General features: G+C 70.3%; 21 protein-coding genes. 9 read left to right on the forward strand and 12 right to left on the reverse strand.

What is annotated here, in order from left to right:
- Nucleotides 1-148: 148 nt before the first annotated feature.
- The 4 genes from ACWCWD_RS18845 to ACWCWD_RS18860 all read left to right on the forward strand — a co-directional run bounded on the left by ACWCWD_RS18845 (nucleotide 149) and on the right by ACWCWD_RS18860 (nucleotide 3867).
- On the forward strand, nucleotides 149-949 hold the full coding sequence (locus ACWCWD_RS18845; protein ID WP_450773921.1) for an ABC transporter permease: 801 nt from the start codon (nucleotides 149-151) through the stop codon (nucleotides 947-949).
- 121 nt (nucleotides 950-1070) lie between these two features.
- Nucleotides 1071-1874, forward strand: coding sequence for an ABC transporter permease (locus tag ACWCWD_RS18850; protein WP_450774016.1), 804 nt, complete (start codon nucleotides 1071-1073; stop codon nucleotides 1872-1874).
- Between the two features lie 81 nt (nucleotides 1875-1955).
- The gene (locus ACWCWD_RS18855; protein ID WP_450774017.1) at nucleotides 1956-3050 is read left to right on the forward strand and encodes an ABC transporter ATP-binding protein; all 1095 of its coding nucleotides are present in this window, start codon (nucleotides 1956-1958) and stop codon (nucleotides 3048-3050) included.
- A gap of 94 nt (nucleotides 3051-3144) precedes the next feature.
- Complete coding sequence (locus tag ACWCWD_RS18860) at nucleotides 3145-3867, forward strand: DUF1707 SHOCT-like domain-containing protein (RefSeq protein ID WP_450774018.1); 723 nt, start codon at nucleotides 3145-3147, stop codon at nucleotides 3865-3867.
- Nucleotides 3868-3917: 50 nt separating this feature from the next.
- Here the strand turns inward: ACWCWD_RS18860 and ACWCWD_RS18865 are convergent, their stop codons facing one another.
- Nucleotides 3918-5096 (reverse strand): SGNH/GDSL hydrolase family protein, encoded by a 1179-nt coding sequence (locus ACWCWD_RS18865; RefSeq protein WP_450774019.1) that lies wholly within the window; start codon nucleotides 5094-5096, stop codon nucleotides 3918-3920.
- Between the two features lie 407 nt (nucleotides 5097-5503).
- Here ACWCWD_RS18865 and ACWCWD_RS18870 point away from each other — a divergent pair, with 407 nt between their 5' ends.
- Entirely contained in the window at nucleotides 5504-6892 is a 1389-nt protein-coding gene (locus ACWCWD_RS18870) for a DUF445 domain-containing protein (protein ID WP_450773922.1), read from the forward strand.
- Between the two features lie 139 nt (nucleotides 6893-7031).
- Here ACWCWD_RS18870 and ACWCWD_RS18875 read toward each other — a convergent pair whose 3' ends face one another.
- Nucleotides 7032-7334: a hypothetical protein gene (locus tag ACWCWD_RS18875; RefSeq protein ID WP_450773923.1), complete on the reverse strand. Its 303-nt coding sequence runs from the start codon at nucleotides 7332-7334 to the stop codon at nucleotides 7032-7034.
- A 242-nt stretch (nucleotides 7335-7576) separates the two neighbouring features.
- On the opposite strand from ACWCWD_RS18875, the gene ACWCWD_RS18880 reads away from it, so the two are divergent.
- Nucleotides 7577-9112: an MFS transporter gene (locus ACWCWD_RS18880; protein WP_450773924.1), complete on the forward strand. Its 1536-nt coding sequence runs from the start codon at nucleotides 7577-7579 to the stop codon at nucleotides 9110-9112.
- Between the two features lie 71 nt (nucleotides 9113-9183).
- Nucleotides 9184-9792, forward strand: a complete 609-nt coding sequence (locus ACWCWD_RS18885) for a TetR/AcrR family transcriptional regulator (RefSeq protein ID WP_450773925.1) — start codon at nucleotides 9184-9186, stop codon at nucleotides 9790-9792.
- Here ACWCWD_RS18885 and ACWCWD_RS18890 read toward each other — a convergent pair.
- The 10 genes from ACWCWD_RS18890 to ACWCWD_RS18935 form a co-directional block, all read right to left on the reverse strand.
- Nucleotides 9771-10217 carry a peptidoglycan-binding domain-containing protein gene (locus ACWCWD_RS18890; protein WP_450773926.1) on the reverse strand — a complete coding sequence of 149 codons (447 nt, stop codon included), beginning with the start codon at nucleotides 10215-10217 and terminating at the stop codon, nucleotides 9771-9773. The two genes, ACWCWD_RS18885 and ACWCWD_RS18890, sit on opposite strands and share 22 nt — an antisense overlap.
- Nucleotides 10218-10646: 429 nt before the next feature.
- On the reverse strand, nucleotides 10647-11039 hold the full coding sequence (locus ACWCWD_RS18895; protein WP_450773927.1) for a hypothetical protein: 393 nt from the start codon (nucleotides 11037-11039) through the stop codon (nucleotides 10647-10649).
- 117 nt (nucleotides 11040-11156) lie between these two features.
- Complete coding sequence (locus tag ACWCWD_RS18900; protein ID WP_450773928.1) at nucleotides 11157-12521, reverse strand: DNA cytosine methyltransferase; 1365 nt, start codon at nucleotides 12519-12521, stop codon at nucleotides 11157-11159.
- A 9-nt stretch (nucleotides 12522-12530) separates the two neighbouring features.
- Complete coding sequence (locus ACWCWD_RS18905) at nucleotides 12531-14360, reverse strand: DUF6339 family protein (RefSeq protein WP_450773929.1); 1830 nt, start codon at nucleotides 14358-14360, stop codon at nucleotides 12531-12533.
- A complete protein-coding gene (locus ACWCWD_RS18910; RefSeq protein WP_450773930.1) occupies nucleotides 14357-15130 on the reverse strand; it encodes a hypothetical protein in 774 nt (257 codons plus the stop codon). The genes ACWCWD_RS18905 and ACWCWD_RS18910 overlap by 4 nt, the downstream gene beginning before the upstream one ends.
- Nucleotides 15131-15248: 118 nt before the next feature.
- Nucleotides 15249-17189, reverse strand: coding sequence for a hypothetical protein (locus ACWCWD_RS18915; RefSeq protein ID WP_450773931.1), 1941 nt, complete (start codon nucleotides 17187-17189; stop codon nucleotides 15249-15251).
- Entirely contained in the window at nucleotides 17186-18208 is a 1023-nt protein-coding gene (locus tag ACWCWD_RS18920; protein ID WP_450773932.1) for a PD-(D/E)XK motif protein, read from the reverse strand. Before ACWCWD_RS18920 ends, ACWCWD_RS18915 begins: the two co-directional genes overlap by 4 nt.
- Entirely contained in the window at nucleotides 18205-20757 is a 2553-nt protein-coding gene (locus ACWCWD_RS18925; protein ID WP_450773933.1) for a Z1 domain-containing protein, read from the reverse strand. Before ACWCWD_RS18925 ends, ACWCWD_RS18920 begins: the two co-directional genes overlap by 4 nt.
- 238 nt (nucleotides 20758-20995) lie before the next feature.
- On the reverse strand, nucleotides 20996-21388 hold the full coding sequence (locus ACWCWD_RS18930; RefSeq protein ID WP_450774020.1) for a very short patch repair endonuclease: 393 nt from the start codon (nucleotides 21386-21388) through the stop codon (nucleotides 20996-20998).
- Nucleotides 21389-21525: 137 nt separating this feature from the next.
- Nucleotides 21526-22533 carry an SEC-C metal-binding domain-containing protein gene (locus tag ACWCWD_RS18935; protein ID WP_450773934.1) on the reverse strand — a complete coding sequence of 336 codons (1008 nt, stop codon included), beginning with the start codon at nucleotides 22531-22533 and terminating at the stop codon, nucleotides 21526-21528.
- A gap of 249 nt (nucleotides 22534-22782) precedes the next feature.
- Between ACWCWD_RS18935 and ACWCWD_RS18940 the strand changes: the two genes are divergently transcribed.
- Together ACWCWD_RS18940 and ACWCWD_RS18945 are read left to right on the forward strand one after the other, a co-directional pair.
- Nucleotides 22783-22941, forward strand: a complete 159-nt coding sequence (locus tag ACWCWD_RS18940; RefSeq protein WP_327180007.1) for a DUF3311 domain-containing protein — start codon at nucleotides 22783-22785, stop codon at nucleotides 22939-22941.
- Entirely contained in the window at nucleotides 22938-24437 is a 1500-nt protein-coding gene (locus ACWCWD_RS18945) for a sodium:solute symporter family protein (RefSeq protein ID WP_450773935.1), read from the forward strand. Before ACWCWD_RS18940 ends, ACWCWD_RS18945 begins: the two co-directional genes overlap by 4 nt.
- Nucleotides 24438-24461 lie beyond the last annotated feature (24 nt).

The raw sequence follows: 24461 nt of genomic DNA on the forward strand, positions 1-24461 counted from the left end.
AACCCTCGGAACGCACCTGGTTGCGCCCCGGTACGCCCCGCGGAATGCCGTGCGCGCCCCCGGAAAAGAGGTCGCCGGGTGCAGCGGGCCTGGACTAGGGTCGGGCGCTTTGGTGCCGGAAGGGTTTGGTTCCGGAAGGGGGAGAGACGTGCGGGTCTATGCCGTGGTGGCCGCGGGCGGGTTCCGCCGGCACGCCACGTACCGGATGGCGACGGTGGCGGGGACCTTCACCAACACGGTCTTCGGCTTCATCGTCGCGTACACCTACACCGCGCTCTGGGCCGAGCGGCCGGACCTCGGCGGCTACGACACCGCCCAGGCACTGACCTTCGTCTGGCTGGGCCAGGCGCTGCTGATGACGTGTTCGATGATGGGCGGCGGCTTCGAGAACGACCTGATGGCGCGGATCCGCACCGGGGACATCGCGATCGACCTCTACCGCCCGGCCGACCTCCAGCTCTGGTGGCTGGCGGGCGACCTGGGCCGGGCGGCGTTCCACTTCCTGGGGCGCGGGATCGTGCCGATGGCGATCGGCGCGCTCGCCTTCGACCTGGCCCTGCCCGCCTCGCCGTGGACGTGGCTGGCGTTCCTGGTGTCGGTGGTGCTCGGAGTGGTGGTCAGTTTCGCCATCCGCTTCCTCGTCGCGCTGGCCGCGTTCTGGCTGATGGACGGGGCGGGGGTGCTGCAGATCAGCTGGCTGACGGGGCTGTTCTTCTCGGGGCTGCTGCTGCCGCTGAACCTGTTCCCGGGACTGCTGGGCGAGGTGGCGCGGGCCCTGCCGTGGTCGGCGTTCCTCCAGGTGCCCGCCGACGTGTTCCTCGGCGAGCGCACCGGGTGGGACCTGGTGGGGGCGTTCGCCTTCCAGGCCGGCTGGGCGCTGGTGCTGTTGTTGGCGGGCCGGCTGCTCCAGTCCGTCGCGACGAGGAGGGTGGTGGTGCAGGGTGGCTGACACGGTGCTCGCCGAGGGCGTCGACGGCGTCGGTGGCAGCGGTACGGACGGGGGCGCGCGTACGGGACGGGGGGCGGGGCCCGACGCCTCCGCCCGGCCCGGCCCCGGTGAGCGGTCGCCGCTGCTGGAGGGGATCCGCGCCTACCGGCTCATCGCGGGGATGTGGATCCGCTCGACGATGGCGTACCGGGCGTCGTTCGCGATGACCACGCTCGGCAACTTCCTCGCGACCGTCTTCGACTTCGTCACCATCATGCTGATGTTTCGCCATGTCGACGCGCTGGGCGGCTACTCGCTGCCGGAGATCGCCCTGCTGTACGGGATGGCGGCGACCGCGTTCGGGCTGGCCGACCTGCTGCTGGGGTCCATGGACAAGATCGGCGAGCGGGTGCGGGACGGCACCCTCGACACGCTGCTGGTGCGCCCGGTGCCGGTGCTGGTGCAGGTGGCGGCCGACCGGTTCGCGCTGCGCCGGGTGGGTCGCATCGCCCAGGGACTGATGGTGCTGGGGTACGCCCTGGTGGTGCTGGACATCGACTGGACCCCGCTGAAGGTGCTGCTGGTGCCGGTGGCGGTGGTGAGCGGCGGAGCGGTCTTCGGGGCGGTCTACGTCGGCGGGTCGGCCCTCCAGTTCTTCGCCCTGGACGCGGCGGAGGTGCAGAGCTCCTTCACGTACGGCGGTCAGACGCTGTTGCAGTACCCGCCCTCGGTCTTCGCCCGGGAGCTGGTGCGCGGGGTGACGTTCGTGGTGCCGCTGGCCTTCGTGAGCTGGCTGCCCGCGCTGTACGTACTGGGGCGGGATTACCCGGTGGCGTTGCCCGAGTGGGTGGCGTTCCTGCCGCCGGTGGTCGCGGCCGGGTGCGGGCTGCCGGCCTGGCTGGCGTGGCGCACGGGGCTGCGGGCGTACCGGAGCACGGGAAGTTGACCGGGAGAGGGGTGGGTCGTGTCGACCGGAGGCGGGGTCGTGGGGACGGGTTCTGGCGTGGAGACGGGAGCGGGTACGGGCATGGCGCGGGACGCGGACACGGGTGCGGCGGCGACGACGGCGGTGGCCTCGGCGGGGACGGCGGTGGCGGCGGGGACTGTGGTGGCGGAGGGCGTACGGGCCTCGGTGGCCGACGGTTCGTTCATCGAGCTGGACGGGGTGGAGAAGGTCTTCGAGGTGCGCCGCAGGGCGGGCTTCCTGCGGCGCGAGCGCCGTGAGGTCCGCGCGGTGGACGGGATCAGCTTCCGGGTGGCGCGCGGCGAGATGGTCGGGTACATCGGCCCGAACGGTGCGGGCAAGTCGACGACGATCAAGATGCTGACGGGCATCCTGACCCCGAGCGGCGGCCGGCTGCGGGTCGCGGGCGTCGACCCGTCGCGGGACCGCACCCGGCTGGCGCACCGCATCGGGGTGGTGTTCGGGCAGCGCACCACGCTCTGGTGGGACCTGCCGCTGAAGGACTCGTACCGGCTGATGCACCGCATGTACCGCATCCCGGACGCGCGTTACCGCGAGAACCTCGACCGGTGCGTCGAACTCCTCGACCTGGCCGATCTGTTGGACAAGCCGGTGCGGCAACTCTCCCTCGGGCAACGGATGCGCGGCGACATCGCGGCGGCCCTGCTGCACGATCCGGAGGTGCTGTACCTGGACGAGCCGACGATCGGGCTCGACATCATCTCCAAGACCAAGGTGCGGCAGTTCCTCAAGGACCTCAACGAGGAGCGGTCCACCACCGTGCTGCTCACCACCCACGACCTCACCGACATCGAGCAGTTGTGCCGCCGGGTGATGGTGATCGACCACGGCCGGCTGATGTACGACGGTGCGCTCGCCGGGCTGCACGGTGCGGGCGGGGGCGAACGCGTCCTGATGGTGGACCTGGAGCGCGAACTCCCGCCGATCGCGGTGGAGTCGGCGGGGCCGCTGCGGGCGCGGGTGCTCAGGACGGAGGGGCCGCGCCAGTGGCTGGCGCTCCCGGCCGACGCTTCCGTGGCGCCGCTGGTGGCGCGGATCGCGGCGGAGTATCCGCTGAAGGACCTCTCGGTGCGGGAGCCCGACATCGAGGACGTGATCGCCCGGATGTACGCGGCGCGCCCGCACCCCGCCGCGTAGCGCGGGGTCCGTCCCCGCCGCGCGGCGAGGGGGCTCTGGTCCGGTGGTGCGTGCCGTGCGTAGGGTGTGCGCCATGACGAGTGAACTCCCCGACATGCGCGCCTCCGACGCCGAGCGGGAACGGATCGCGGAGATCCTGCGGGACGCCATGGCCGAAGGCCGCCTGGACATGGGGGAGTTCGAGCAGCGGCTGGAAGCGGCCTACAAGGCCCGCACGCGGGGCGAGTTGACTCCGCTCGTCCGTGATCTGCCGGTCGCGGGAAGCCCGTTGCCGGACGTGGGCGGGGCCGCGGTGCCGGGGCGTTCGGAGCGGATCGGCGGGGAGCCGACGTCGAAGGGCGGGTTCGCGTTCTGGGGCGGCTTCAGCCGCAAGGGCCGCTGGACCGTGGGCCGGACGTTCACCTCGTTCGTGATGTGGGGCGGCGGGGTCGTCGATCTGCGCGAGGCCCGCTTCGCGGAGCGCGAGGTGACGATCCGCTGCGTCGCGATCATGGGCGGGACGGTGGTCACCGTGCCGCCGGACGTCCATCTGCGGGTCAACGGGACTGGTTTCATGGGCGGGTTCGACGAGCGGTCCAGGGACGAGGGTGAACCCGCCCCGGACGCGCCGAGGGTGACCGTCACCGGCTTCGCGCTGATGGGCGGCGTCGGCGTGGAACACAAGTGGAGCAAGGCGGAGCGCCGCCGCCGCAGGGAAGCCGAAGCGGAGGCGAGGGCGAAGGCGGCGACGGACGCGGTGGGCCGGGCGGAAGTCCCCCGGGCGGTGGACGGGCCGGGTGAGGCGCACGGAGCCGGTGGCGGCAAGAAGCTGCTCTGAGGCGGGTGCCGGGCCGCTGCCGGTGCCGGAGCTGATCCGGCAGGAAGCGGTTATCCCTTCGGGCCGCCGGTCAGCAGGCCGAGGTCGATGCTGTCGGCGAGAGCCTGGTACCCCGTGTCGTTGAAGTGCAGGTGGTCGCCGCTGTCGTAGTCGGCCCGGATGCGCTGCGGTACGGCGGGGTCGCGGACCACCGCGTCGAAGTCCACGTACCCGTCGAACACGCCTCCGGCCCGGATCTGTTCGTTGACCTCCTGGCGGATGGCCTCGCGGGCGGGCGTGTAGTTCCCGATGCCCTCGAAGGGCGTCAGCGTCACCCCGATCACCCGCAGCCCCCGCGCGTGGCCCTGGGCGGTGAGCCGGCGCAGCGCATCCACGACGCGTTGCGGGTCGAGGCCGTAGGCGGCGGTCTGGGCGTCGTTGATGCCGAGCGCGACGATCACCGTGCGCACGCCGGTGACGCCCAGCGCGTCGCGCGCGAAGCGGGTGGTGCCCGCGATGCCGCCCCGGCCGTCGGAGAGCAGGCGGTTCCCCGAGATGCCCTGGTTCGCCACGCCCCAGCGGCCCTTCAGGCGGTCGGACAGGAGGTCGGGCCAGCGCCGGTTGGCGCCGGGCGTGGAGCCGCTGCCCGCCGTGAGCGAGTCGCCGAACGCCACGATCGTGCCCTGGGCGGTCGTACTGAACACGTCGACGGCCGTCAGATAACGCCAGTCGTCGACGGGCGAGGTGGTGCGCGCGCGGACCAGGTACGAGGTCTGGAACGCGCCCGGGTGCTGGGTGATGTGCCCGCCGGTCGTGAGCGTACGGAAGGACACCACCAGGTTCGAGTCGGCCGCGATCCTCGTCCGCACGGGGTCGCTCACGACCTGCCCGCCCGCCGGGACGGTGACCTTCCCCGCGCGCCCGAACGTCACCGGGCGGGAGTTCACCCGCGCCCGGTCGACCACCAGGGGGCCGGTGCCGAAGAGGTTCGAGAGGGTGATGCGCGCCGCGTCGCCGCCGGTACTGCTGTGCACGGAGTTGCGTACGGTCGTGCCCGCCAGGTCGCGCGCCGCCACCGGGTCGGCGCGCACCGGCGCCCCCGTCCAGGTGGCGACCCACCGGCCGCTCGCCGCGGAGGACTCGTGGCCGGCCGGGTGCCGGCCGGACGCCCGCAGCCCGGTGTCGCGGGGATCGGTGAGCCGTGCCGTACCGACGGCGAGGGCCGCGGCGAGTACGGCGGTGACGGTCACCAGGACCAGGAGCAGGGAGCGCCTGCGCCGCCGGGCATCCGGCCCGGGGCTCCCGCCGGGCTCGCGGGGGCCGGGGCCCGGCCCGGCCTGGTCACTGCGGACGACCCTGGACATGTGCGGTACGGCTCCTCCTGCTCGGCCCGGACTTCCCGGGACAACGGTGCGCGACGGCCGCCGGGAACTGGGCGGGCCGCCCGGGAGTAGGACAGTGGGGACAATGCGTACGGCGGGGGAAGACGTGTACGCGAGCGGATGACGCGGTCGTACGGGACCGCGCGTTCGGCGGACCGGGGCACGGCAGGAAAGCGAGGCGGGACGCGGTGGATCGTAATGAACCGGGCGCGAGCACGGGGCCGGAACACGACAGAGATCCGGATCCGGACGGTGCGGCGGGTGCGGATGTTCCGGTGGGTGCCGGTGCTCCCGGTGCTTCCGTGGGTCCGGACGCTGCGGTGAGTCCGGACACTCCGCCGGGTTCCGACCGTACGGCACGGGCTCCGCGCGGGACCGGGCGGGCCGCCGCCCCCCTGGCCTCGTTCGCGTACACCGCCGCCGACGAGGAGAAACGGCGCGGGGTGCGCCGGATGAAGACCACCGCCACCGGGCTGCTCCTGCTGGTCGCGCTCGTGTACACGCTCGCCACCTGGGCGAAGAACGCGGGAGTGGGCGGCTGGCCGGGTTACGTCGCCGCCGCGGCCGAGGCGGGCATGGTGGGTGCGCTCGCCGACTGGTTCGCCGTGACCGCCCTCTTCCGCCGGCCGCTCGGCCTGCCCATCCCGCACACCGCGATCATCCCCACGAAGAAGGACCAGCTGGGGGCCTCGCTCGGGTCGTTCGTGGGCGAGAACTTCCTCTCCGCCGACGTGGTGCGCGGCCGGATCCACGCGCTGGGCATCGGCGGGCGGGTCGGCGCCTGGCTCGCGGAGCCCCAGCACGCCGACCGGGTCACCGCCGAGCTGGCGACCGCGTTGCGCGGGGCGCTGACCGTGCTGCGGGACGCCGATGTGCAGGCCATCGTCGGTGAGGCGATCACCCGGCGGGCCGACGCGGTGGAGATCGGGCCCGGGCTCGGGAAGATGCTGGAGAAGGTGGTGGCCGACGGCGGTCACCGCAGGGTCGTGGACCTGGTCTGCGTCCGCGCGCACGACTGGCTGGTCCTGCACGGCGACGCGGTGATGGACGCGGTGCAGGGCGGGGCGCCGGGCTGGACCCCGAGGTTCGTCGACAAGCGCGTGGGGGAGCGGGTCTACAAGGAGCTGCTGCGGTTCGTCACGGAGATGCGGGACATGCCGGGCCACCCCGCGCGCGACTCCATCGACACGTTCCTGGCGGACTTCGCCGCCGACCTCCAGACCGACCGGGACACCCGGGAACGCGTGGAGCGGCTGAAGTCGGAGATCCTGGGGCGCCGCGAGGTGCAGGACGTGATCGCCTCCGCCTGGTCCTCCGTACGCACGATGATCATCGCGGCGGCCGAGGACGAGCGGAGCGAACTACGGCTGCGCGCGCGGGCCTCGCTGATGTCGCTGGGCGCCCGCCTCGCCACGGACGAGCGGCTCCAGGACAAGCTGGAGGGCTGGCTGGAGGACGCGGCGGCCTATGTCGTCACCACGTACCGCACCGAGATCACCTCGCTGATCAGCGACACCGTCGCGGGCTGGGACGCCGACCAGACCTCGAAGAAGATCGAGGCCCACATCGGCCGCGACCTCCAGTTCATCCGGATCAACGGCACGGTGGTCGGCGCGCTGGCCGGACTCGCGATCTACACGGTGTCGCGGGCGCTGGGGGGATAGGCGCGGGGCGCGGCTCGTGATGCGGGCGCCGGGCGGGTTCAGCGTTCCCGTCCGGCACCGGGCGGGTTCAGCGTTCCTGCCCGGCGCTCCCGTCCGCCGCCGGGCAGGGTTCGCGTTCCCGCCCGGCACCGGGCGTCCCTCAGGCCGTGCGGCGGGTGACGACCCAGGACGCGGCGGCGACCCCGCCGGCGACGGTGAAGACGGCGGGCCAGGCGCCGAGCTTCTTGGCGAGCACGTGCGATCCGGCGAAGGCGGCGACGTACGCCGTGGTCAGGCCGGTGGCGGCGCGGGGGCCGGCCGTCCGGTTCCACTCGTACGCGGCGACCGCCCCGGCCACGGCGAGCGCGGCGCCGCCCAGGGGGCGCTTCCGGGTCCACCGGGCCACCCCGTAACCGCCGACGAGTCCGCTCGCCGCCACTGCCGCTGCCGGGATCTTCGCCATGGCAGGCACCTTCGCTTTCGTGTTGTCGTCCGAGCCCCGTCGCGACACGTCCGGTGTCGGCGTCCGGGGATTCCGAGGCTAACGCGCCGATACGTGCCCGATCCACGGACCCCGGAGACAGAGGGGTGCACAGGCGTTTACCCTGGAGGTGGACGCCTGTGCACCCACCGGGCGTGCCGCCCTCACCGCCTTCCGGCGCCCTCACCCGCCGTCCGGCGCCCTCACCGCCTCCCGGAGAACGCATGCCCGCGGACATACCCACCCCGCCACCGACGCCCGCCCGGCCCACCGCCCACCCGGCAGGCCCGGACGCCACGACCCCGTCGTCCGCGAGCCTGGCCATGGGCATCCTCGCCTTCTGCGGCGTGGTCGTCGCGGTCATGCAGACGCTCGTCGTCCCGCTGCTGCCGCACATCCCGGAACTCACCGGCGCCACCCCGGCCGCCGCGAGCTGGCTCGTCACCATCACCCTGCTGACCGGCGCGGTCTTCACCCCGGTCCTGGGCCGCGTCGGCGACATGTACGGCAAGCGGCGCGTCCTGCTCGCCTCGCTCTGCTCGCTCCTCGCCGGCTCGGTGCTCTGTGCGATCAGCTCGCACATCGGCGTCCTCATCACCGGCCGCGCGCTCCAGGGCGCGGCGCTCGCCGTCGTACCGCTGGGCATCAGCATCCTGCGCGACGAACTCCCCCCGGAACGCGTCCTGCCCGCCGTCGCCCTGATGAGCTCCACCCTCGGCATCGGCGCCGCGGTGGGCGTACCGGTCGCCGCGTTCGTCGTCGAGCACTTCGACTGGCACACCATGTTCTGGGTCTCCGGCGCGATCGCCCTGCTCGACCTCGTACTGGTGCTGCTCTTCGTACCGGAGTCACCGGTGCGCAACCGCGGCCGCTTCGACGCCGTCGGCGGGCTCGGGCTCGCCGCCGTACTCGTCTGCCTGCTGCTCCCCGTCACCCAGGGCGGCGAATGGGGCTGGACCTCCCCGCTCACCCTCGGCCTCCTGGCGGCCGCCGTACTGATCGGGCTGCTCTGGGGCGCGTACGAACTCCGCGCGCCGAGCCCGATAGTCGACCTCCGGGTCTCCGCCCGACCCGCCGTCCTCCACGCCAACCTCGCGGCGCTCCTCATCGGCTTCGCCTTCTACGCCAACTCCCTGGTCACCGGGCAGATGGTCCAGGAGCCGAAGGCCACCGGGTACGGGCTCGGCGCGTCGATCGTCGTCAGCGGGCTCTGCCTGCTGCCCGGCGGGGTCGCGATGGTGCTGCTGTCGCCCGTGTCCGCGCGCATCTCCGCCGTGTACGGGCCGAAGGTCAGCCTCGCGGTGGCCTCGGTGATCATCGCCGTCGGGTACGGGGTCCGCTACTTCACCAGCCACAGCCTCTGGACGATCGTGGCCGGTGCGACCGTGGTCGCGTCGGGCACCGCCATCGCCTACTCCGCGCTCCCCGCCCTCGTGATGCGGGCCGTACCCGTCAGCGAGACGGGCGCCGCGAACGGCCTGAACACCCTGATGCGCTCGGTCGGCCAGGCCTTCTGCAGCGCCGCCGTCGCCGCCGTACTGAGCAACGTGACCTTCCGGGTCGGCGGCCTCACCGCGCCGACGCTCCACGCGTACCAGCTGGTCTTCGTGATCGCCGGGGCCGCGGCCCTGCTCGCGCTGCTGGTCACCCTGCTGCTGCCGGGAGCGGGCCGCGCGAAGGCGGGTACGGTCGCAGGGACGAAGGAGCGGGCGGACCGGAAGGCAGGTGCGCCGGCCAGAGCCATTCAGGAGGGCGCATGACCGGCCGGGCCGCAGCGCACGCCGTACAGCCGGGTTCACCCGGTTCACGCCGTTCACCCGGGGGGCACGACGTGTCCGGGACGCCGGGTGCATCCGCGGGGGTACCGGACGCCGGCAGCGGCAAGGCGGCGATCCTGCTGGCGGCCCGGCGGGCGTTCATGCGGAACCCGTACGCCGAGGTCACCATCCGCGGCATCGCCTCCGACGCCGGAGTGAGCCCGTCCCTGGTGGTCAAGCACTTCGGCCGCAAGGACGAGCTCTTCGGCGCCGTCGCCGACTTCGGCCCCGAGGCCGACGCGATCTTCGACGCCCCGCTGGACCGGCTGGGCCGGCACATGGTCCTCACCCTCGTCCGCCGCCGCCGCGCCTACGGCTCCGACCCCTTCCTGCGGGTGGTCTTCTCGCTCGGCAACCGCGACGAACGCGTCCTGCTGCGCCACCGCTTCCACGAGCAGGTCACCCAGCGGCTGGCCGCCCGGCTCCCCGGACCCGACGGAGCGCTCCGCGCCGAACTCGCCGCGGGCCAGCTCATCGGCCTCGGCGCCGCCCTGAGCCTGCACCCCGAGGGGGAAGGCTCCCGCACCACCCCGGAGCGCCTCGCGGACCTCTACGCGCCGGCGCTCCAGGACCTGCTCACGGGGGCGGGTGCGGACCGGGATCAGCCCGGATACGGGTCGTAGCAGTCCGGCACCGGGTCATACAGCGCCTCCCAGGTCCGGCCACCGATCACGCCGTCCTTCGGCAGCCCGTGGCACCCCTGGATCCACTTGACCTTCGCCTGGGTGGCGGCCCCGAACTTCCCGTCGACGTCCAGCTTCGGCACCAGCCCTCCCCACACGTTGCTCAGGCACTGCGCCTGCTTCACCGCGGCCCCGCTGCTGCCGGCCCGGAGCACCGGCCGGTTCGAGGTCGCGGTGTACGCGCACCCGCCCGGCACGGCGGCCACGGTGGGCTCGGCGGCCGCCTCCGGGGCGGCGGCAGCCCCGGGCGCGACCGCGAGCGCCCCCAGCGTCAGCGCGGCGGCCCCCGCGAGAGCGACGACGCGTCGCCTCACGGGCCTCGGGGAGATGGGGACGGGCGAGGAGGCGGTACGGGAGACGGTCATGCCGGAACCTCCGGTTCGGGGTACGCAGGGCTCCCACGGACCGGCCAGGAACCGGCCCGCCTCGCTGGAGCGCACACCGCGATCCGGACCGGGATCTCCGCGCGGAGCCCCGGTGGTCCGCGGTGCGTCCATCAACGTAACCACAGGTGAGCGCGGCGGGCAGGGCGTGCGGTGGAGGGCGCGGGAGGCGCGCGGGCCACGCGGGGGTCGCGCGCGCCGGGCCGGGCGCCGGGTGGGGGGCGCGGGGCGGCACGCGGTCGGTGGTGGGCGCGGGGCGGGCTCGGGCGGGGCGCTGGGCGGGGTGGGGCGGGCTCGGGCGGGGCGCTGGGCGGGGGCGGGCTGCTCGGGCCGCCGGATTCCGGCTACGGCCCCCGCGCTTTGACCGGCTTTCACCGGCCCTCACCTGCCCGTGCCCGCCCTCACCTGCCCTCACCAGACGAGGACGCCGCCGCCGATCGCCAGGGCCCGCCGGCAGGCGTCCTCGATGTTCGTCAGCCGGTCCCGGATGCCCCGTACCGCGTCGGCGAGCGGCACGTCCCCCGCCGTCTCCTCCCCCTCCCTCCGGCGTGCGACGGAGACGAGGTTCCCCCGCACCAGCGCGCACTCGTCCAGCAGCTCGGCCACCTCGTCGGGCTGCGCCACGAGCCACCCCTCCGCGAGCTCGGGGAAGAACCGCGCCCCGAGCGCCCGTACGGCCTCCGACGCCCAGACCCTCGTACGCCACACCTCCGGCCCGGCCAGGTCCGAACAGCCCTCGGGGGTGTCCAGCACACGCGACTCACCGGCGCCGTCCAGCACGAACACGCTCACCATCAGGGTCATGGCGGCAGTGCAGCACGGGGCGCCGAGCCCTGGCGACCGATTTACCCGTACGCGGGTGCCGTACGTCCGGACCCTCGCTCGTCCGAGGAAGGTCACGCCCTGCGTCGCGTTATCGCCTCAGTCCGCGGTGCCGCGAAGGTAGGCGTGAATAGCAGAGGCTATAGCCTTCCCGAGTGGAATGGGAACGGCGTTCCCGATCTGCCGGGCGATCTCGGTCTTCGAGCCGCACCAGCGGAAATCGCGAGGGAAACCCTGGATTCGCGCGGCCTCGTAATGAGTGATGGGGCGGGGTTCGGTCGGGTGGAGATAGCGTCCCTTCTCGGGCTTGAAGAACTCCGTTCTGATGGTGACGGAAGGCTCCCCCTGACGCAGGCGCCCCATGACGTCCCCGGTACCCGTGTTGTGGCTGTCCCAGCTGGCGGTCGAGAGATATTCGAACTTCGTCCTGACGGTCGAGAGATCAGATTCCTCGAGGATCCTGATTTCTCCGGCGTCGGTGAGGGTGAACCACTTGTCGCGGAGATCCTTGCGGTTTCCGCCCGTAGGGATTGCCTTGTAGCGTGCGCGGGAGATCAATTCGGGATTTCGACCGAAATGGAGATCTTCCGTCGTGAACACGCCGGGGACCATGGCGTTGATGTCGTGTACGTGCTTCTTGGAGTCCGGGAGCTCGGTTCCTGTGATCCTCCGTGACCGGGTCTCGCGGAAGACGTCGTCCACAGCGATCCAGTACGGGAGGGGTGTGTCGATTCCGACTTCCATGACACTCGCATGGGGGTTTCTGAGTGCTTTGGGTCGGCGCATGTGTGTCGGCTCGGGATAGAGCATGGTGCGGGCGCTGTGCATGTCCTTCCGGACCCCGATGACGATGGCACGACGACGGGCCTGGACCGCGCCGTAGTCACACGCGTTGAGAAGGTACTTCTTGGTCCGGGCCTCGCCCGCGTCGGTCGGTTTCAAACCGGGAGGATCGACGAGCGCGTAGTCCGAAAGGCGTCCGCCTTCGGATACTTCACTCAGAAGGTTCTGAAACTCGTCCGATTTCAGGAAGCGATCGACATTTTCGATGACGAAGATCTTCGGCCTGACCTCCGTGACGACGCGTACGTACTCCTCCCAGAGCTTGTTGCGTTCGGTTCCCGTCTTGTTCCGGTTCAACGCCGAGAATCCCTGACACGGGGGCCCGCCGATGACTACCTCCGCATCCAGCTCCTCTGTCGACGGAGACCACTGCTCGATGTCGCCGAGGTGGACACGGGCAGGTTGCACCTGGCTGTTCCTGCGCTCTTCGCCGAAGTTCATCGCGTACGTGGCGGCTGCGGCCGTGTCGTGTTCCACAGCCGCAACACTCCGAAACGCGGGAGACGAGGCCTCCGGTCCGTCGGGGCGGAACTCGTGGAAACCCTGGGTGAAGCCCCCGCATCCGGAGAAGAGGTCCAGCACGGTGATGGGCTCGTGGCCGCGGGGGTGGGGCGTACGCATGGAGCGATCCTAACTTTGCAGCGCCGCTGCCACGGCATGGCCGATCGCCTCTGCGAGAGGGGGTGGCATCGCATGTCCGATCTGGCGGTATCGCGAGGTCTTGCCTCCGACGAAGACCCACTCCGAAGGAATCGACTGAATCAGTGCAGCCTGTCCCACAGTGAGTCTGGGCAGCCCGTCGACTGCGAAATCCGGCCCGGGCGGCTCGTCGCCGAGGCTGTTGCCGTTGATGCCCAGGGTCTCCCACGCGCGCTTGCTGCCGGTGGGTCCCAGGTCCGCTCCGCCGCGACGTTCCGACCCCCCCACGAGGGCTGGCGCTGTCCGGTCGGCACCCTTGATCCATCGTTCCGCGCCGGGCCATCCGTGGGCAGACATGCTGGGCCCGAGGGTCTCGCCCACGGTCGGGGGCGCCGTTTCCGCCGGCGGCGGCCACATGAACCGCCCGGCGTACGGCTCCTGCAGAGCCACCAGGAACCCGCTGCGGCGATTCTGTGGCACTCCGAAGTCCGCGGCGTTGAGGACGTTCCACCGGCAGGTGTACCCGGCCAGGGACAAAGCCTCTGACATCCAGGCGCGGTCGGCCTCAAACGCGGGACTCTCGACCAGATCGGGTACGTTCTCCAGCAACACCGCCTTGGGTCTGACGACTCGGGCCAGATCCACGGCCGCACGCAGCACCCGGCGTTCGTCGGTGTCCTCCTCGCGTCCATTCGTCGCTGTCGACTTGACCCGGGGCAGGCCGCCGCTCAGAAGGTCGACACCGATTACCTCCTGCTTCTCGTAGACACGGAACTGCGCCAAATCCATGCAGGCGACCTCCCACTCGGGGCGGTTGGCGGTGATGGTCGCGCAGGCGTCGGGCTTGCTGTCGATCAGGAGGAGTGGAGTGAACCCGGCGCGGTGCAGTCCCAGGGCCTGCGCGCCGGAACCTGCGCAGATCTCGACCGAGCGGAGGCGAGCGGCCGCTACGGCGGAGCTACGGGCTCCTGTCTGGACGGACACCGAGCCCGAAGTGGAGGATTCGATCACCGAAGCGGCGTTCACGTCACGAGACGCCGCGCTTCGCGTCGTCGTGCCGGTGGACTTCGGTCGCCGTGCTGCGGTGGATTCCTCGGCCACTGCTCTCAGCTCATCGTCGAGGGCCGCTTCCTCGAGGGCGTCGAACGAGACGAACGGGGCCAGTCGTAGCAGTCTCTTGAGGAAGTCCCGGAGCGTTTCCCTCTCGTTCAGGCCGTGCAGGTCGAGATCGTTCCAGACTCTCAGAATCGCCCGCACGAGATAAGGGCTTCCGCCCAGGGCAGCACGACGTGCGTAGATTTGATCGAACGCCGCCTCACCCAGAACCTTGAGCGCCTCGTAGGGTTTTTCCTCCTTGGGAGAGCGCACCAGTTGTGCCCTCCACCACAGTCTTCCAAAGACATGCCGAGTGAGGTCCGTGCCGAGAATACGGTCCCGAGGAGGGTTCGGATACCGCCAGAAGGCCACGTCGGGCAGGACGATCAGAGCGAGGAAGGCCCAGGCGTCCCGCGACGCGGCCTCGGCGGGCACCATGCCGGACCCGGCGTGGAGCAGTTCCGCGAGGGACAGGTCGAACCCGGCATTGTCAGCGCGACTCGTCGCATCCGGATAACCCGCTCGGACAGCGAGCGCGAGGACTTCGTCACGTAGTTCTCGGAGCCCTTTCTCCGAGATTCTGTCGCCACCGGTGGCGACGTAGACGGCGGAATCATGACCGAAGGACACACGTTCGGCGAGCTCCGATACGGCCAAGGTGCCGTATTCGGCGAAGAGGGGCTTTGCCTGGGCGGGCAGCAGACGCGGGTAGAGGAAGCTGGTCACGACACCTCGAAGATCTTGACTGCCGCCTGCAGGTCCGAGGCGAACAACGCCGGCGACTGAAGTTTCCTCAGACGTAGGTCGGCGATCGGCTGGTCGGGGAAGAGCTGATCGAACAGGTTCAGGAGCGTGGCGCCCAAGGAGTCGTCCGGATAGTCGGACTTCTCGTCGAAGTCCTCGTGACGCAGGGCATGCTCCACCAGAGTGCGGGCGGCGTCGGCGTAGACGGCCGACAGCACGACGCGGTCGACGGGGCGGGGTCTCGCGGCGTTTTCGAATGCGGTGGCGGTGACCGTGTTCTGTTCGTTGACCAGGAGGAGAAGAGCTCCCATGGTGGCGCTCTCCATGCCTCCGCTGATCTGTAGATGCCACGCCGCGTTCTCGGGAAAGGAGGTGAGGGCGAAGTCGATCACGGCCATGGGGAACTGCGGTGCGTCTCCTTGCAGGCGCACCGCCGCCCGATCGCTCCAGAGGACGGAACCGGCACGTCGCGGCGAGGCCGGGCGAGCATTTCCTACCCGTCGCTCGGCCAGGACGAAAACGGTGTCGAGGAGAAGCAGCCCGCCGAGATCGGTGCCCTCCAGGCGCACGTCCAGGGTGACCGGGACAGTTCCCGTATCCGGCAGTCGCACATGCTGAGCGGGTCCGCTCAGCCCGGATCCTGTGGCCGTCCAGACCGCAGAAACGGCCAGGGCGGCGTCGATCGGCAGACCGGTGGCGGCACGGGCCCGGTCGACGTCGACGTGGATGTCCCTGCGTACACGCAGGTTCATGCGGTAGTCCCAGTCCGGGAGTGCCGCGGGAAGAGGAATGTCTCCATCGGCCGTCACCAGAAACCAACCGGAGGCGGCGACGACGTCCGCCGGGGGAGTGCGGTAGGGAAGGACACGCCTACTCACCCGCCCTCACCGCCTCCACCTTGATGTCGATCTCGGTCATCGTGTCCGGGGCCGGCTGAACCAGGGCACGCCAGACGGAGTCGCCGCCCTCGATCTCCAAGCTCGTTGAGGTGTGCATCACGCCGTCACCGTCTTCCCAGCCCACCAGCTCCGGCATCACGGCTCCCTCGGGCGGGTCCGTCTCCCGACCGCCTGTGCCGGGCAACGTCACGGCGAGGTCGGCGCGAACCCGCTGCTTCCCGTTCGCGGGCAGTCGGAATTCCTGGACAAGGAGAGTCGCCGTAGCACCTTCCTCGTAGTAGGGCTCGCCGACGTACTGGACACGAGGGCGACTCCTCGCGGCACCGGCCGGCGAAGCGGAACCTCCACCCATGGGGTCCTCCCCTTGAGCGGTCGCGGAAGAACCAGGTCCCGAACCGCTCGGCCCCCGGCGGTCGGCGCCCCGGGGGGTCGGCTTCCGGCGGCGTCCCCCGCTGGTACTGCCCGGTTCGGTGTAGGCGGTCGCTCCCCCGATGCCCCAGGTGCCGCCCACCAGGCCCGAGAAGAGGGAACTGGCGGCACCTAGTGCAACGCTGCTGGAACCCGCGCGGGCCGAGCCGTCCAGGGAGAGCAGATCCTCCAGAGCCTCGTGGATGCGGCGGAAGGTGGTCTGGACGAACGTGCTGCCCGGTTTCTCCAGAGTCTGAGGATTCCACGCGTCGTGGGTGGGTGGTTCGGCTCTTGCGTAGATCTCGTCCATCGACTCGTCGGCCCTGAAGACACCGGCGTACCCCTGATTCACACTGGGGGGCTTCGGGCCCGGCCGGTACGTGACGACCAACTCGGCGGGGCGCATCAGACATACGTGGTGGACGACGTCCTCGATGTCCACCATGCGCGAGGCGCGACTCGGTTCCAGCCGAGGCATGACGCGTTTCTCGAGCCCCAGCATGCCCAGGAAGCGTTTGGGACTCCGGCAGGAGAGCCGAAGCCCCTTCTCCCCTTCCAATTTCTCGTACGCGGATACGAACATGTTGAGGGGACGAGTCGATCGGGGATCGGGGACCGGGTATTCCACTCCGTCGCACGTCAGGGAGAAGCGCATGCCCGCCGGACGTGCATCGGTGGAGATCATCTTCGGCCAGAGGTGCCAGGCGACCGTCTCGGCCAGGTATTCGGTCGCCTCGACCGGTGTGAGCCCGTCCAGTCGGGGATCCACAACGACGATCGTGGTTCCGGTCTGCTCCGGCCCGAAGGGGTGCAGACCGAGACGGTGGGCGACGGTGTCCGCCTCCTGGTTCGTCAACGGTTCGACAACGTCTCCGGACGTGTCACCCCACCAGTGGCGACCTGTGTAGTGACGACTGCCGGTCTCCGTCTCGATGCCGTAGCTCTCCCAGAGGGTGCAGCCGATGAGACGCGTCTCGTAACCGCCGGACGGAGTCCGGCAGCGTGAATGGACGACGATGGTCCCGGGGCCGGAAAGCATGTAGAAGATGCCCTTGCCGAACCCGTAGGTCCCACCGCCCAGGGCCTTGTCCCGGGGCTCGCCGATGTTGCGTATGAAGGACACGAAGTCCCGCTCGGTCGCGAACGTGTCCGCTCTCGTGGGTCCTCCCAGCCCGCGGGTGCCGCGGTCCGAGACAGCGAGTACACGGATCGTCGGCTGCCTGAGGACCTCCCGGAGAGGGAAGTGGCTGCGATCGGTGGGGGCACCCGTCAGCAGCAGGTCGCGCCAGGCGACGGCATGGGCGGGCCCCACGGTCCAGAGGTCGAGGCGATAGTCGACCGGCTGGGCGGAGTCGAGTCGCGCATCCCAACTGTTCTGCGCCGACTCGCGGACCAGGATGGTCAGGGAGTCCAGTGCCGGTCGTCCCAACTGGTTGCGGATCCCCTCGGCGGCGCTCGCCCCCTCCGGGGGGTAGGGCTGCGAGTACCAACGTGGCGCTGTCACACGGACTCCTGGATCATGCGGTGGATCACCCCGGGCAGCTCGTCCGCTCGAAGAGGATGCGGCAGGTCACCGGACAGGTCGATCGTGTACTCGACGTCCAGGACCGATATCGGCACATCGGCGGATACGAGTGCTGCCCGTGTGAGGCCCGGGAATCCGGGACCGACGCGGTACCACCGCTCCTCGTCCACCACGAATCGGGCGTTGTCATAGCGCTTGTCGCTCCGATGGAAACCGGCTCTGGCGAGGAGTTCGTGGACTGCGGAAACGTCGTCGCACAGATTCAGCACGCGATCGACGAGCTCCACCAGTGACGGACCGGAGCCCTGGGCATCGCTACTACGGAGACGGAACCACGTGAGCCAGAGGGCTCCATTCTCGGGAACCTCCAACTGTTCCAGCCCATGGATGCGAGGCCTGCGCTCCTTCGCCGAAGAGCTGGATTTGACCTCTATCGCATGGGTTCCGGCGTCGAAGTCGTGACGATGACCGCGGGGTCCGGACCAGAGACGGTGTGCGCCGGCGTCGCGCCGGAGGAGACGTTCCAGTACGAGCAGTTCACCGTAGAGTCCCACGATCTGCTCCGCGCCCAGTCCGACCTTCTGTTCTCGGAACAGCGCCTTCCAGTGGTCGAGTACCGCGTGTAGCGCCTTGAGCGGGTTGGCCGGTACCTCGGCCACGGCGTCGCACACGTCGATGCACAGGCCCATGAACAGATCGACGAAGTCATCGTGCGGACAGGAGAGATCCGCGTACATCTGATACGTGGTCTCGTCCTCCAACGGGCGGGCGACAAGCCGGAGGACCGGGCCGTCCAAGCCGCTGCGCACCTTGACGTGTGCGGGTACGGGGATCAGGAGATGGCGACGGCCGTCGTGGTCGACGCCGGCTACGAGCGACCCCTGTTCCGTCTCCACCGGCAGGGGCACGACGCGCAGTCGGCGTGCGTCACTGGCCCTGGCGGCCTCCAAGGAGTTCCAGGAACCCGCCACGGCATTCCGCAGGATGCCGGCGCTCATGCGTCCTCACGCTCCAGGGCGCTGAAGTCCTCCTCCTCGATTGTCACGTTGGACAGGTCGGCAGAGATGTAGCCCCTCACCTCGCTGTCACCGTCTCCCGGCTTCGGGAACACGAGGCCGACTCCGATGACGTGGGCCTCCGCGTTCAACGGTGCACGGAGCTTCTTGGAGGGGTGCGGGGCGGAGACCTTGTCGATCGGATAGAGCACAAGAAGTCCCGTGTCGGGCAGTTGCCTCCGCCGCTCGTCGGTGATCTCCTTTTCCGTCAGCCCTTCCGTGTCGCCCGACAGGTCCACCGCGGCATCACGGCGGCTCATGAGGGTCTTGATATCGGCGAAATGCGGTGTCGCGTTCGCGGTGTCGAGGCGGGCGCGGTTGGCCCTGCCCACGGAGACTCCCGGCGCGAACTCGAAGTCCTCCCCCCGGCCCGCAGGGGTGCCGACGATCGCGATGTTCCACTTTCGCAGCGACTGTGCCGCGACACGCTTGCGCACGTAGTCGCTGATGAGAGCCGCGTCGTTCTCCGGCGACCTCTCATGGAAGCGGTAGGACGACAGGAACGATGTCACCACCGTGTGCGGGACCCCGCGAAGCACGTACCGGCCCGACGCCCGGCGGTCCTCGATGCGCTCGGCCTGGGAGACGGCCACTGCGGTGAGATCCCGTGCAGCCCGGATGTTCCCTTCCAGCCATTCGGCATCGGTGTGGAAGAAGTGGGTCTGGAGCCGCTTTCCTCCGTAGGAGGAAGCGGCGGTAACCGCATCGCTCATCTTGGCCGCGGCTGTTACGCGAAGGGCAGGGTGCGTACGCAGACGGACCGCGAAGGTGAGAGGGGTCTCAGCTTCGGTCATGTAGACGTCGATGTCTCTCCGCATTTCCGTCTCGACCGTGGCGAGATGCCTGAACCATTCGGCCAGTTCGTCCGTCATCCAGATACGGGGTAGGTCGGCGTAGCCGTTGCGGAAGCCGAACCACCGCCCCATCTGGAGGAGCGTGTCGTAGGCGGACACCGAGCGGACGAAGTAGCTGACGGACAGACCTTCCAACGTAAGGCCGCGGGAGAGCGTGTTGCCCCCGACAGCTATTGCGGTGACGGGCCCGTTCTCGTAGTCGAGGCGGTCCTGGCTGCTGGAGTTGTCCATGATGATGCGGCAATCGTGGAGCACAGCCGGCAGCTCGACGGCAAGCTGGTCGAAGCTCACCGTGCGCTCCCCGAAGTCTGCCGCGGGGACGCGTGCGGTCTCCTCGTTCCACAGGCTTCGCAGCTCGCCCCGAAGTCCAGGCTCGGCCAGGGCTTCGGCGGTCCGGCGGCGCAGGCGTTCGAGCGGCATTCGGAAGCTGTTGTGCACCGTCGTGTTGACGCTGGTGTGGATCAGCATCGTGTTGTGAGGGTTGCCTCGTCCGCGGACCCGCCGCGCTGCGGTGACCATCCAGAAGTACTCGACCGATCGACGCAGGGAGTCGGTGATCACGGGCGCGAAATCCTCGACGTCCGCGCGCGTGTCGGGACGGACGGCCGAGACGTCCGTCCTGGGAATCGAACGGATCATGTCGTGTCCGTCGTCGAGTTCCTCGGGGTCCTCGCCGTCCAGGGCGTAGCGCCCGAAGAGGATCTCTGTGCCGAAGTGCCCCTGCGGCTTGGGCAGGTTGACGATGAAGTCCTTCGGATAGAGGTTCTCGGCGCTCGGGTCGATCAGGAGATTGGCGAAGGGCGAGGCGGTGTAACCCACGTACGCGGAGCGGGGCAGGTTGGCCATGAGGCTCAGGATCAACGGGTTGATCGACGCGGTGGCCACTGTGGCCTGGTCGGCCTCGTCGTCGATGATGAGGGCCGGGCAGCCGTCCAGGTAGTCCGACGCCTCGGCGAGCCAGGTGGCGAGTTTGCGGAGGACCGTCGCGTTCTTCTTGACCACGCAGAGGACGTGCGTCCTGTTGTTCTTGCCGAAGTAGGAAGCAGGATTCTCGTGGGGAGTGAAATCCTTTTCCAGCCCGGTTAGTTGTGACCAGAGGGAGGGATTCGGCTCCACGAGTTGTTGGACCAGTCGCGCCTGGGTCTGGCGTCGCAGCCCATTGTGGACTCCGGCGAGGACGATGAACAGTTTGTACCCTCGGTCGGCTGCCTTCGCCATGACAGAGGTGAAGTTGGTGGTCTTCCCGGACTGCACGTACCCGACCACGAGCCCCCGGGTGGAGAACGCCTTCTCCTTCGGGTGGTTCAGGAGCGACACGACCCGGCTGGAGGAGTCGTCCAGGCTACGGATCGGCTCCTCGGCCCAACCGTCCTTATGGAGGAGCTCCACGATCGACGGCCAGCACTTGTCCTTGGGCTGTGGGCCGGTGTACCAGGTGATGCGATTGTCCCGAACAACCGCGAGTGGCTCCTCAAGCTCCTTGATGCGCAGGGCTTCGCTCTCATGGCGTTCACGAATCTGTTCGATGACGTCGGTGTCGATCCCGAATTGCTCGAGTCGCTTGACCGCCTCGGAAGGCGGGAAGGTGTCCAGCAGCGCTTTAAACGTTTCGTACATGTCGTCGATGCCATCGGGCATGAGAGCCGCCCCCGTTCGTCCTGTGCGGTGAGGTGTCTGCGAGCCACCGCGTCGCCCAGAGGCATATGCGGGATGCATGCAGATCGTCACTCTATTGGCTGCACCGGTTCTTCACGAGCGATTCCAGGCCTTGATTCAAGTTGAACCGAGGCGCAGGATCGACGGACTCGATCGTTCGGGGCTCGGGCGGCACGCAGCCCGCGTTCCGACTGGGAACCGTGTCGATTCGTCGTCGCGGTCAGGGGCGCATTCCGTCGGTGCGTGGACTCCTCACCGCGTCGGCGATCCGTGCGGTGACCTCTGCGGGGGGTTGGTGTTCCCAGAAACGGAGAACCGTCCAACCCAGCGCTTCGAGATGGGCGCTCGTCTCCAGGTCCCGTGCCATGTTTGTGTCGAGCTTGGTCCGCCACCACTCGGCATTGGATTTCGGGCTGGTGCCGTGCTCAGGACAGCCGTGCCAGAAGCAGCCGTCCATGAAGACGGCGACCCGGAGGCGTGTGAACCCTATGTCCATGGTCCGGCGGGGCATCCCGGGCACGGCTACGTTGACGCGGTAGCGGAAGCCGGCAGCGTGCAGCATTTTTCGCACCGCGATCTCGGGAGCGGTGTCGCGGGACCCCTGGCGGCTCATGCGTGCGGAGACTGCCTGGGAGGAGGGAATCGCGTCGGACACACCTCCATTGTGGGGCAGTCGGCGCGACCCCGTAGGGCCGGGGGCCACGCCGACGCGCACTCCGGCGCGCTCCACGCGCTCGAGTACGCCTTGCCTCACCCCGCCCCGTGGCACTCCCGGTACACGTCCCCCGACCCGCACCAGCAGGCCGCCGAGCGGGCCGGGGGCCAGGGGAGGGCTCGGCCTCGGGCGGCGAGGGTGGTGGCGTAGAGGGGGAGGAGGTTGGGGTCGGCGGGGGAGGTGGCCTCGGAGGCGGCGAAGGCCTCGTAGGAGGGGATGGTGCCGGTGACGATGCCGAGGTTCGCGGTGCCGGCCGTGTGGAGGTCGCGGAGGGCGGTCTCCACGGCGGTCAGGTGGCCGGGGTGGTCGGGGTACTCGGCTGCCAGGGGCGGGTACGCGGCGAGGAGTTCGGCCAGCTCGTTCGCGGGCCAGTGCAGGACGGCGACCGGGAAGGGGCGGGAGAGGGCCGTGCGGTAGACGCCCAGTTCGGCGCGGAGGCGGGTGATCTCCGCCTTCAGCTCGCCCGGGTCCGAGGAGCCGAGGGACCAGAGCCGCTTCGGGTCGTGCAGTTCGTCGAGCGGGACCTCGGCCGTGTGCAGGGTGTCGGCCAGCTGGTCCCAGTCGTCGTGGTCCGAGCCGCGCAGGCGGCGGACGCGGTGGCGGCCGGTGAGCAGGGACTGGGTGGCGTACGGGACTTCCTCGCCCGGCGTCAGCAGCAGTTCCAGCGCGGCCGAGAAGAGGTCGTGGGCGGCCTCCAGCTCGTCGTGCGCCTCCAGGGTCTCCGCGGCGATCGTCCACGGGGCCGCCGCGCGGGGGGCCGCGACGCGCAGGCCGTCGATGATCGCGCGGGCCTCGGCCTCGTGCCCGTACTCCCAGAGGTTGGCGGCCTTGAGGGCCTTCACCAGGTGGGGGTCCTCGGCGGGGTCGCCGTCAGCGGTGAGCAGGTCGTCGTAGAGGGTCGCGGCGCGGGCGCGCTCGCCGGCGAGTTCCAGATGGGCCGCGGCCTGGAGGAGCAGCGGTTCGCGGTCCTCCGGGTAGCGCACCGCGGTGCGCAGCAGTCGCTCGGCTTCGGTGATGTGCTCGGCAGGCGTGTCGGGGCGCATGTCCCACACGGTACTGCGCGGAGGTGGGCCCGCGGGAGCGACCGGCGAGAGGGGGCGGGGTGCGCCAGGACACAGGGGTGCGCGCGTTCACCGGTACGCCCCCGGGCCCCGGCTTTCGCCGTCCCGCGGCTCCGCCTCCCGCTCGGACGCGGCGAGGCGCGGCCCCCGGGGGCGAGGCGCGGCCCCGGGGGCGGGGGCGGGCGGCGGTAAAGTCCCCGAGTGCTGAGAAGACGTCCGCAGGTGTGGTGGTTGCTGGTCCCGTACGTGTTGTACCTGGGGGCCCTGCCGTGGGTGAACCGGGTGGAGCCCGTCGTGTTCGGGCTGCCGTTCCTCTTCCTCTGGATGCTCGGCGCGACCCTGCTGACGCCCGTGGCCGTCTGGCTGACCCGGCGGGGGGACCGCCGGTGAACGCCGTCGTCGCCACCTCCGTCTTCGCCGGCTTCATGGTGCTCACCGTCGCGCTCGGGCTTCTCGCCCTGCGTGGGCGCGGTGGCGGAGGGGGCGGGCTGGCCGAGTGGTCCGTGGGCGGACGGAGCCTCGGGGCCGTCTTCATCTGGGTGCTGATGGCGGGCGAGGGCTACACCAGCTTCAGCTACCTCGGCGCCGCCGGCTGGGGCTACAACTACGGCGCGCCCGTGCTGTACGTCGTCGCGTACATGTCCTGCGGGTACGCCCTCGGGTACCTGGTCGGCCCCACTCTCTGGGGGTACGCGCGCCGGCACGGCCTGGTCGGGATCACCGACATGGTCGCCCACCGCTTCCGGCGGCCCTGGCTCGGCGCGCTCGTCGCCGTCCTCGCGACCGTCTTCCTGCTGCCGTACATCCAGCTCCAGATCACCGGCATGGGTGTGGTCGTCTCGACGATCTCCTACGGCGCGATCAGCCTGAACTGGGCCTACTTCATCGCCTTCGCCGTCACCACCGGCTTCGTCGTCGTCAGCGGGCTGCGCGGCAGCGCCTGGGTGTCGGTGCTGAAGGACGCCATGGTCATCGGGACCCTCGGTTTCCTCGCGTTCTACGTACCGGCCCACTACTTCGACGGGTACGGACCCTTCCTGGACCGGCTCGTCTCCGAGAAGAGCGAGTGGCTGACGTTCCCGGGGCACGGGGACAGCGGGCTCGGCGAGGCGTGGTTCATCAGTACGTCGTTCCTGAACTCGCTCACCGTGGTGATCTTCCCGACCACCGTCGCCGGGTACCTCGGTGCCCGGAACGCGGACGTCCTGCGGCGGAACGCCATGTGGCTGCCCGCCTACAACGTCCTGCTCTTCGTCCCGATGCTGCTCGGCATGGCCGCGCTGTTCGTCGTACCGGGACTGGTCGGGGCGGACTCGAACCTCGCCCTCTTCAAGCTCGTCACCGACTCGCTGCCGGCCTGGGCGGTCGGCGTCATCGGGGTCGCAGCCGCGCTCTCCTCGATCGTGCCCATGGCCGTGTTCATGCTGGTCATCGGCACGATGTGGGGGCGCAGCGTGCTCTCGCTCGTTCCCCGCTGGCAGCAGCGGCAGAAGGGCGCGGCGCAGATCGTGGTCGTGGTGGCCGGCGGGCTCGCGCTGCTCCTCACCTACACCGCGCCCAACACCCTCGTGCGGCTCTCGCTCATCTCGTACGAGGGGATGGCGCAGCTGCTGCCGATGGTGCTGCTGGCGCTGGTGTGGCGGCGGCTCACCTTCACCGGGGCGTTCAGCGGGCTCGCGGTCGGCGTCGCCGTGGTCTGTGTGCTCGTCTTCAACGGGAACGACCCGGTGTGGGGCGTGAACGCCGGGCTCGTCGCGCTGGCGGCCAACCTGGCGGTCGCGCTGGCGGTGACGTACGCGGGGCCGCGGGACCGGGACGAGCGGCCGGACGACGAGGTGCTCGCCCGCGACGAGATCGAGCCGGCGGCCGAGGCGACGGCCGTCTGAGCCGCCGAGGGGCGGCCTTGGACC

The organism is Streptomyces sp. NPDC001493 (assembly GCF_053597235.1).

What these genes read in the sequence shown, in the direction of transcription:
- ACWCWD_RS18935 (WP_450773934.1), bottom strand. Translation starts at nt 22,533, where the DNA reads ATGCGCCCCGACACGCCTGCCGAGCACATCACCGAAGCCGAGCGACTG.
- ACWCWD_RS18875 (WP_450773923.1), bottom strand. Translation starts at nt 7,334, where the DNA reads ATGGCGAAGATCCCGGCAGCGGCAGTGGCGGCGAGCGGACTCGTCGGC.
- ACWCWD_RS18900 (WP_450773928.1), bottom strand. Translation starts at nt 12,521, where the DNA reads ATGCGTACGCCCCACCCCCGCGGCCACGAGCCCATCACCGTGCTGGAC.
- ACWCWD_RS18930 (WP_450774020.1), bottom strand. Translation starts at nt 21,388, where the DNA reads ATGAGCCGCCAGGGGTCCCGCGACACCGCTCCCGAGATCGCGGTGCGA.
- ACWCWD_RS18895 (WP_450773927.1), bottom strand. Translation starts at nt 11,039, where the DNA reads ATGACCCTGATGGTGAGCGTGTTCGTGCTGGACGGCGCCGGTGAGTCG.
- ACWCWD_RS18855 (WP_450774017.1), top strand. Translation starts at nt 1,956, where the DNA reads ATGGCGCGGGACGCGGACACGGGTGCGGCGGCGACGACGGCGGTGGCC.
- ACWCWD_RS18920 (WP_450773932.1), bottom strand. Translation starts at nt 18,208, where the DNA reads ATGAGCGCCGGCATCCTGCGGAATGCCGTGGCGGGTTCCTGGAACTCC.
- ACWCWD_RS18910 (WP_450773930.1), bottom strand. Translation starts at nt 15,130, where the DNA reads ATGAACCTGCGTGTACGCAGGGACATCCACGTCGACGTCGACCGGGCC.
- ACWCWD_RS18860 (WP_450774018.1), top strand. Translation starts at nt 3,145, where the DNA reads ATGCGCGCCTCCGACGCCGAGCGGGAACGGATCGCGGAGATCCTGCGG.
- ACWCWD_RS18925 (WP_450773933.1), bottom strand. Translation starts at nt 20,757, where the DNA reads ATGCCCGATGGCATCGACGACATGTACGAAACGTTTAAAGCGCTGCTG.
- ACWCWD_RS18890 (WP_450773926.1), bottom strand. Translation starts at nt 10,217, where the DNA reads ATGACCGTCTCCCGTACCGCCTCCTCGCCCGTCCCCATCTCCCCGAGG.
- ACWCWD_RS18880 (WP_450773924.1), top strand. Translation starts at nt 7,577, where the DNA reads ATGCCCGCGGACATACCCACCCCGCCACCGACGCCCGCCCGGCCCACC.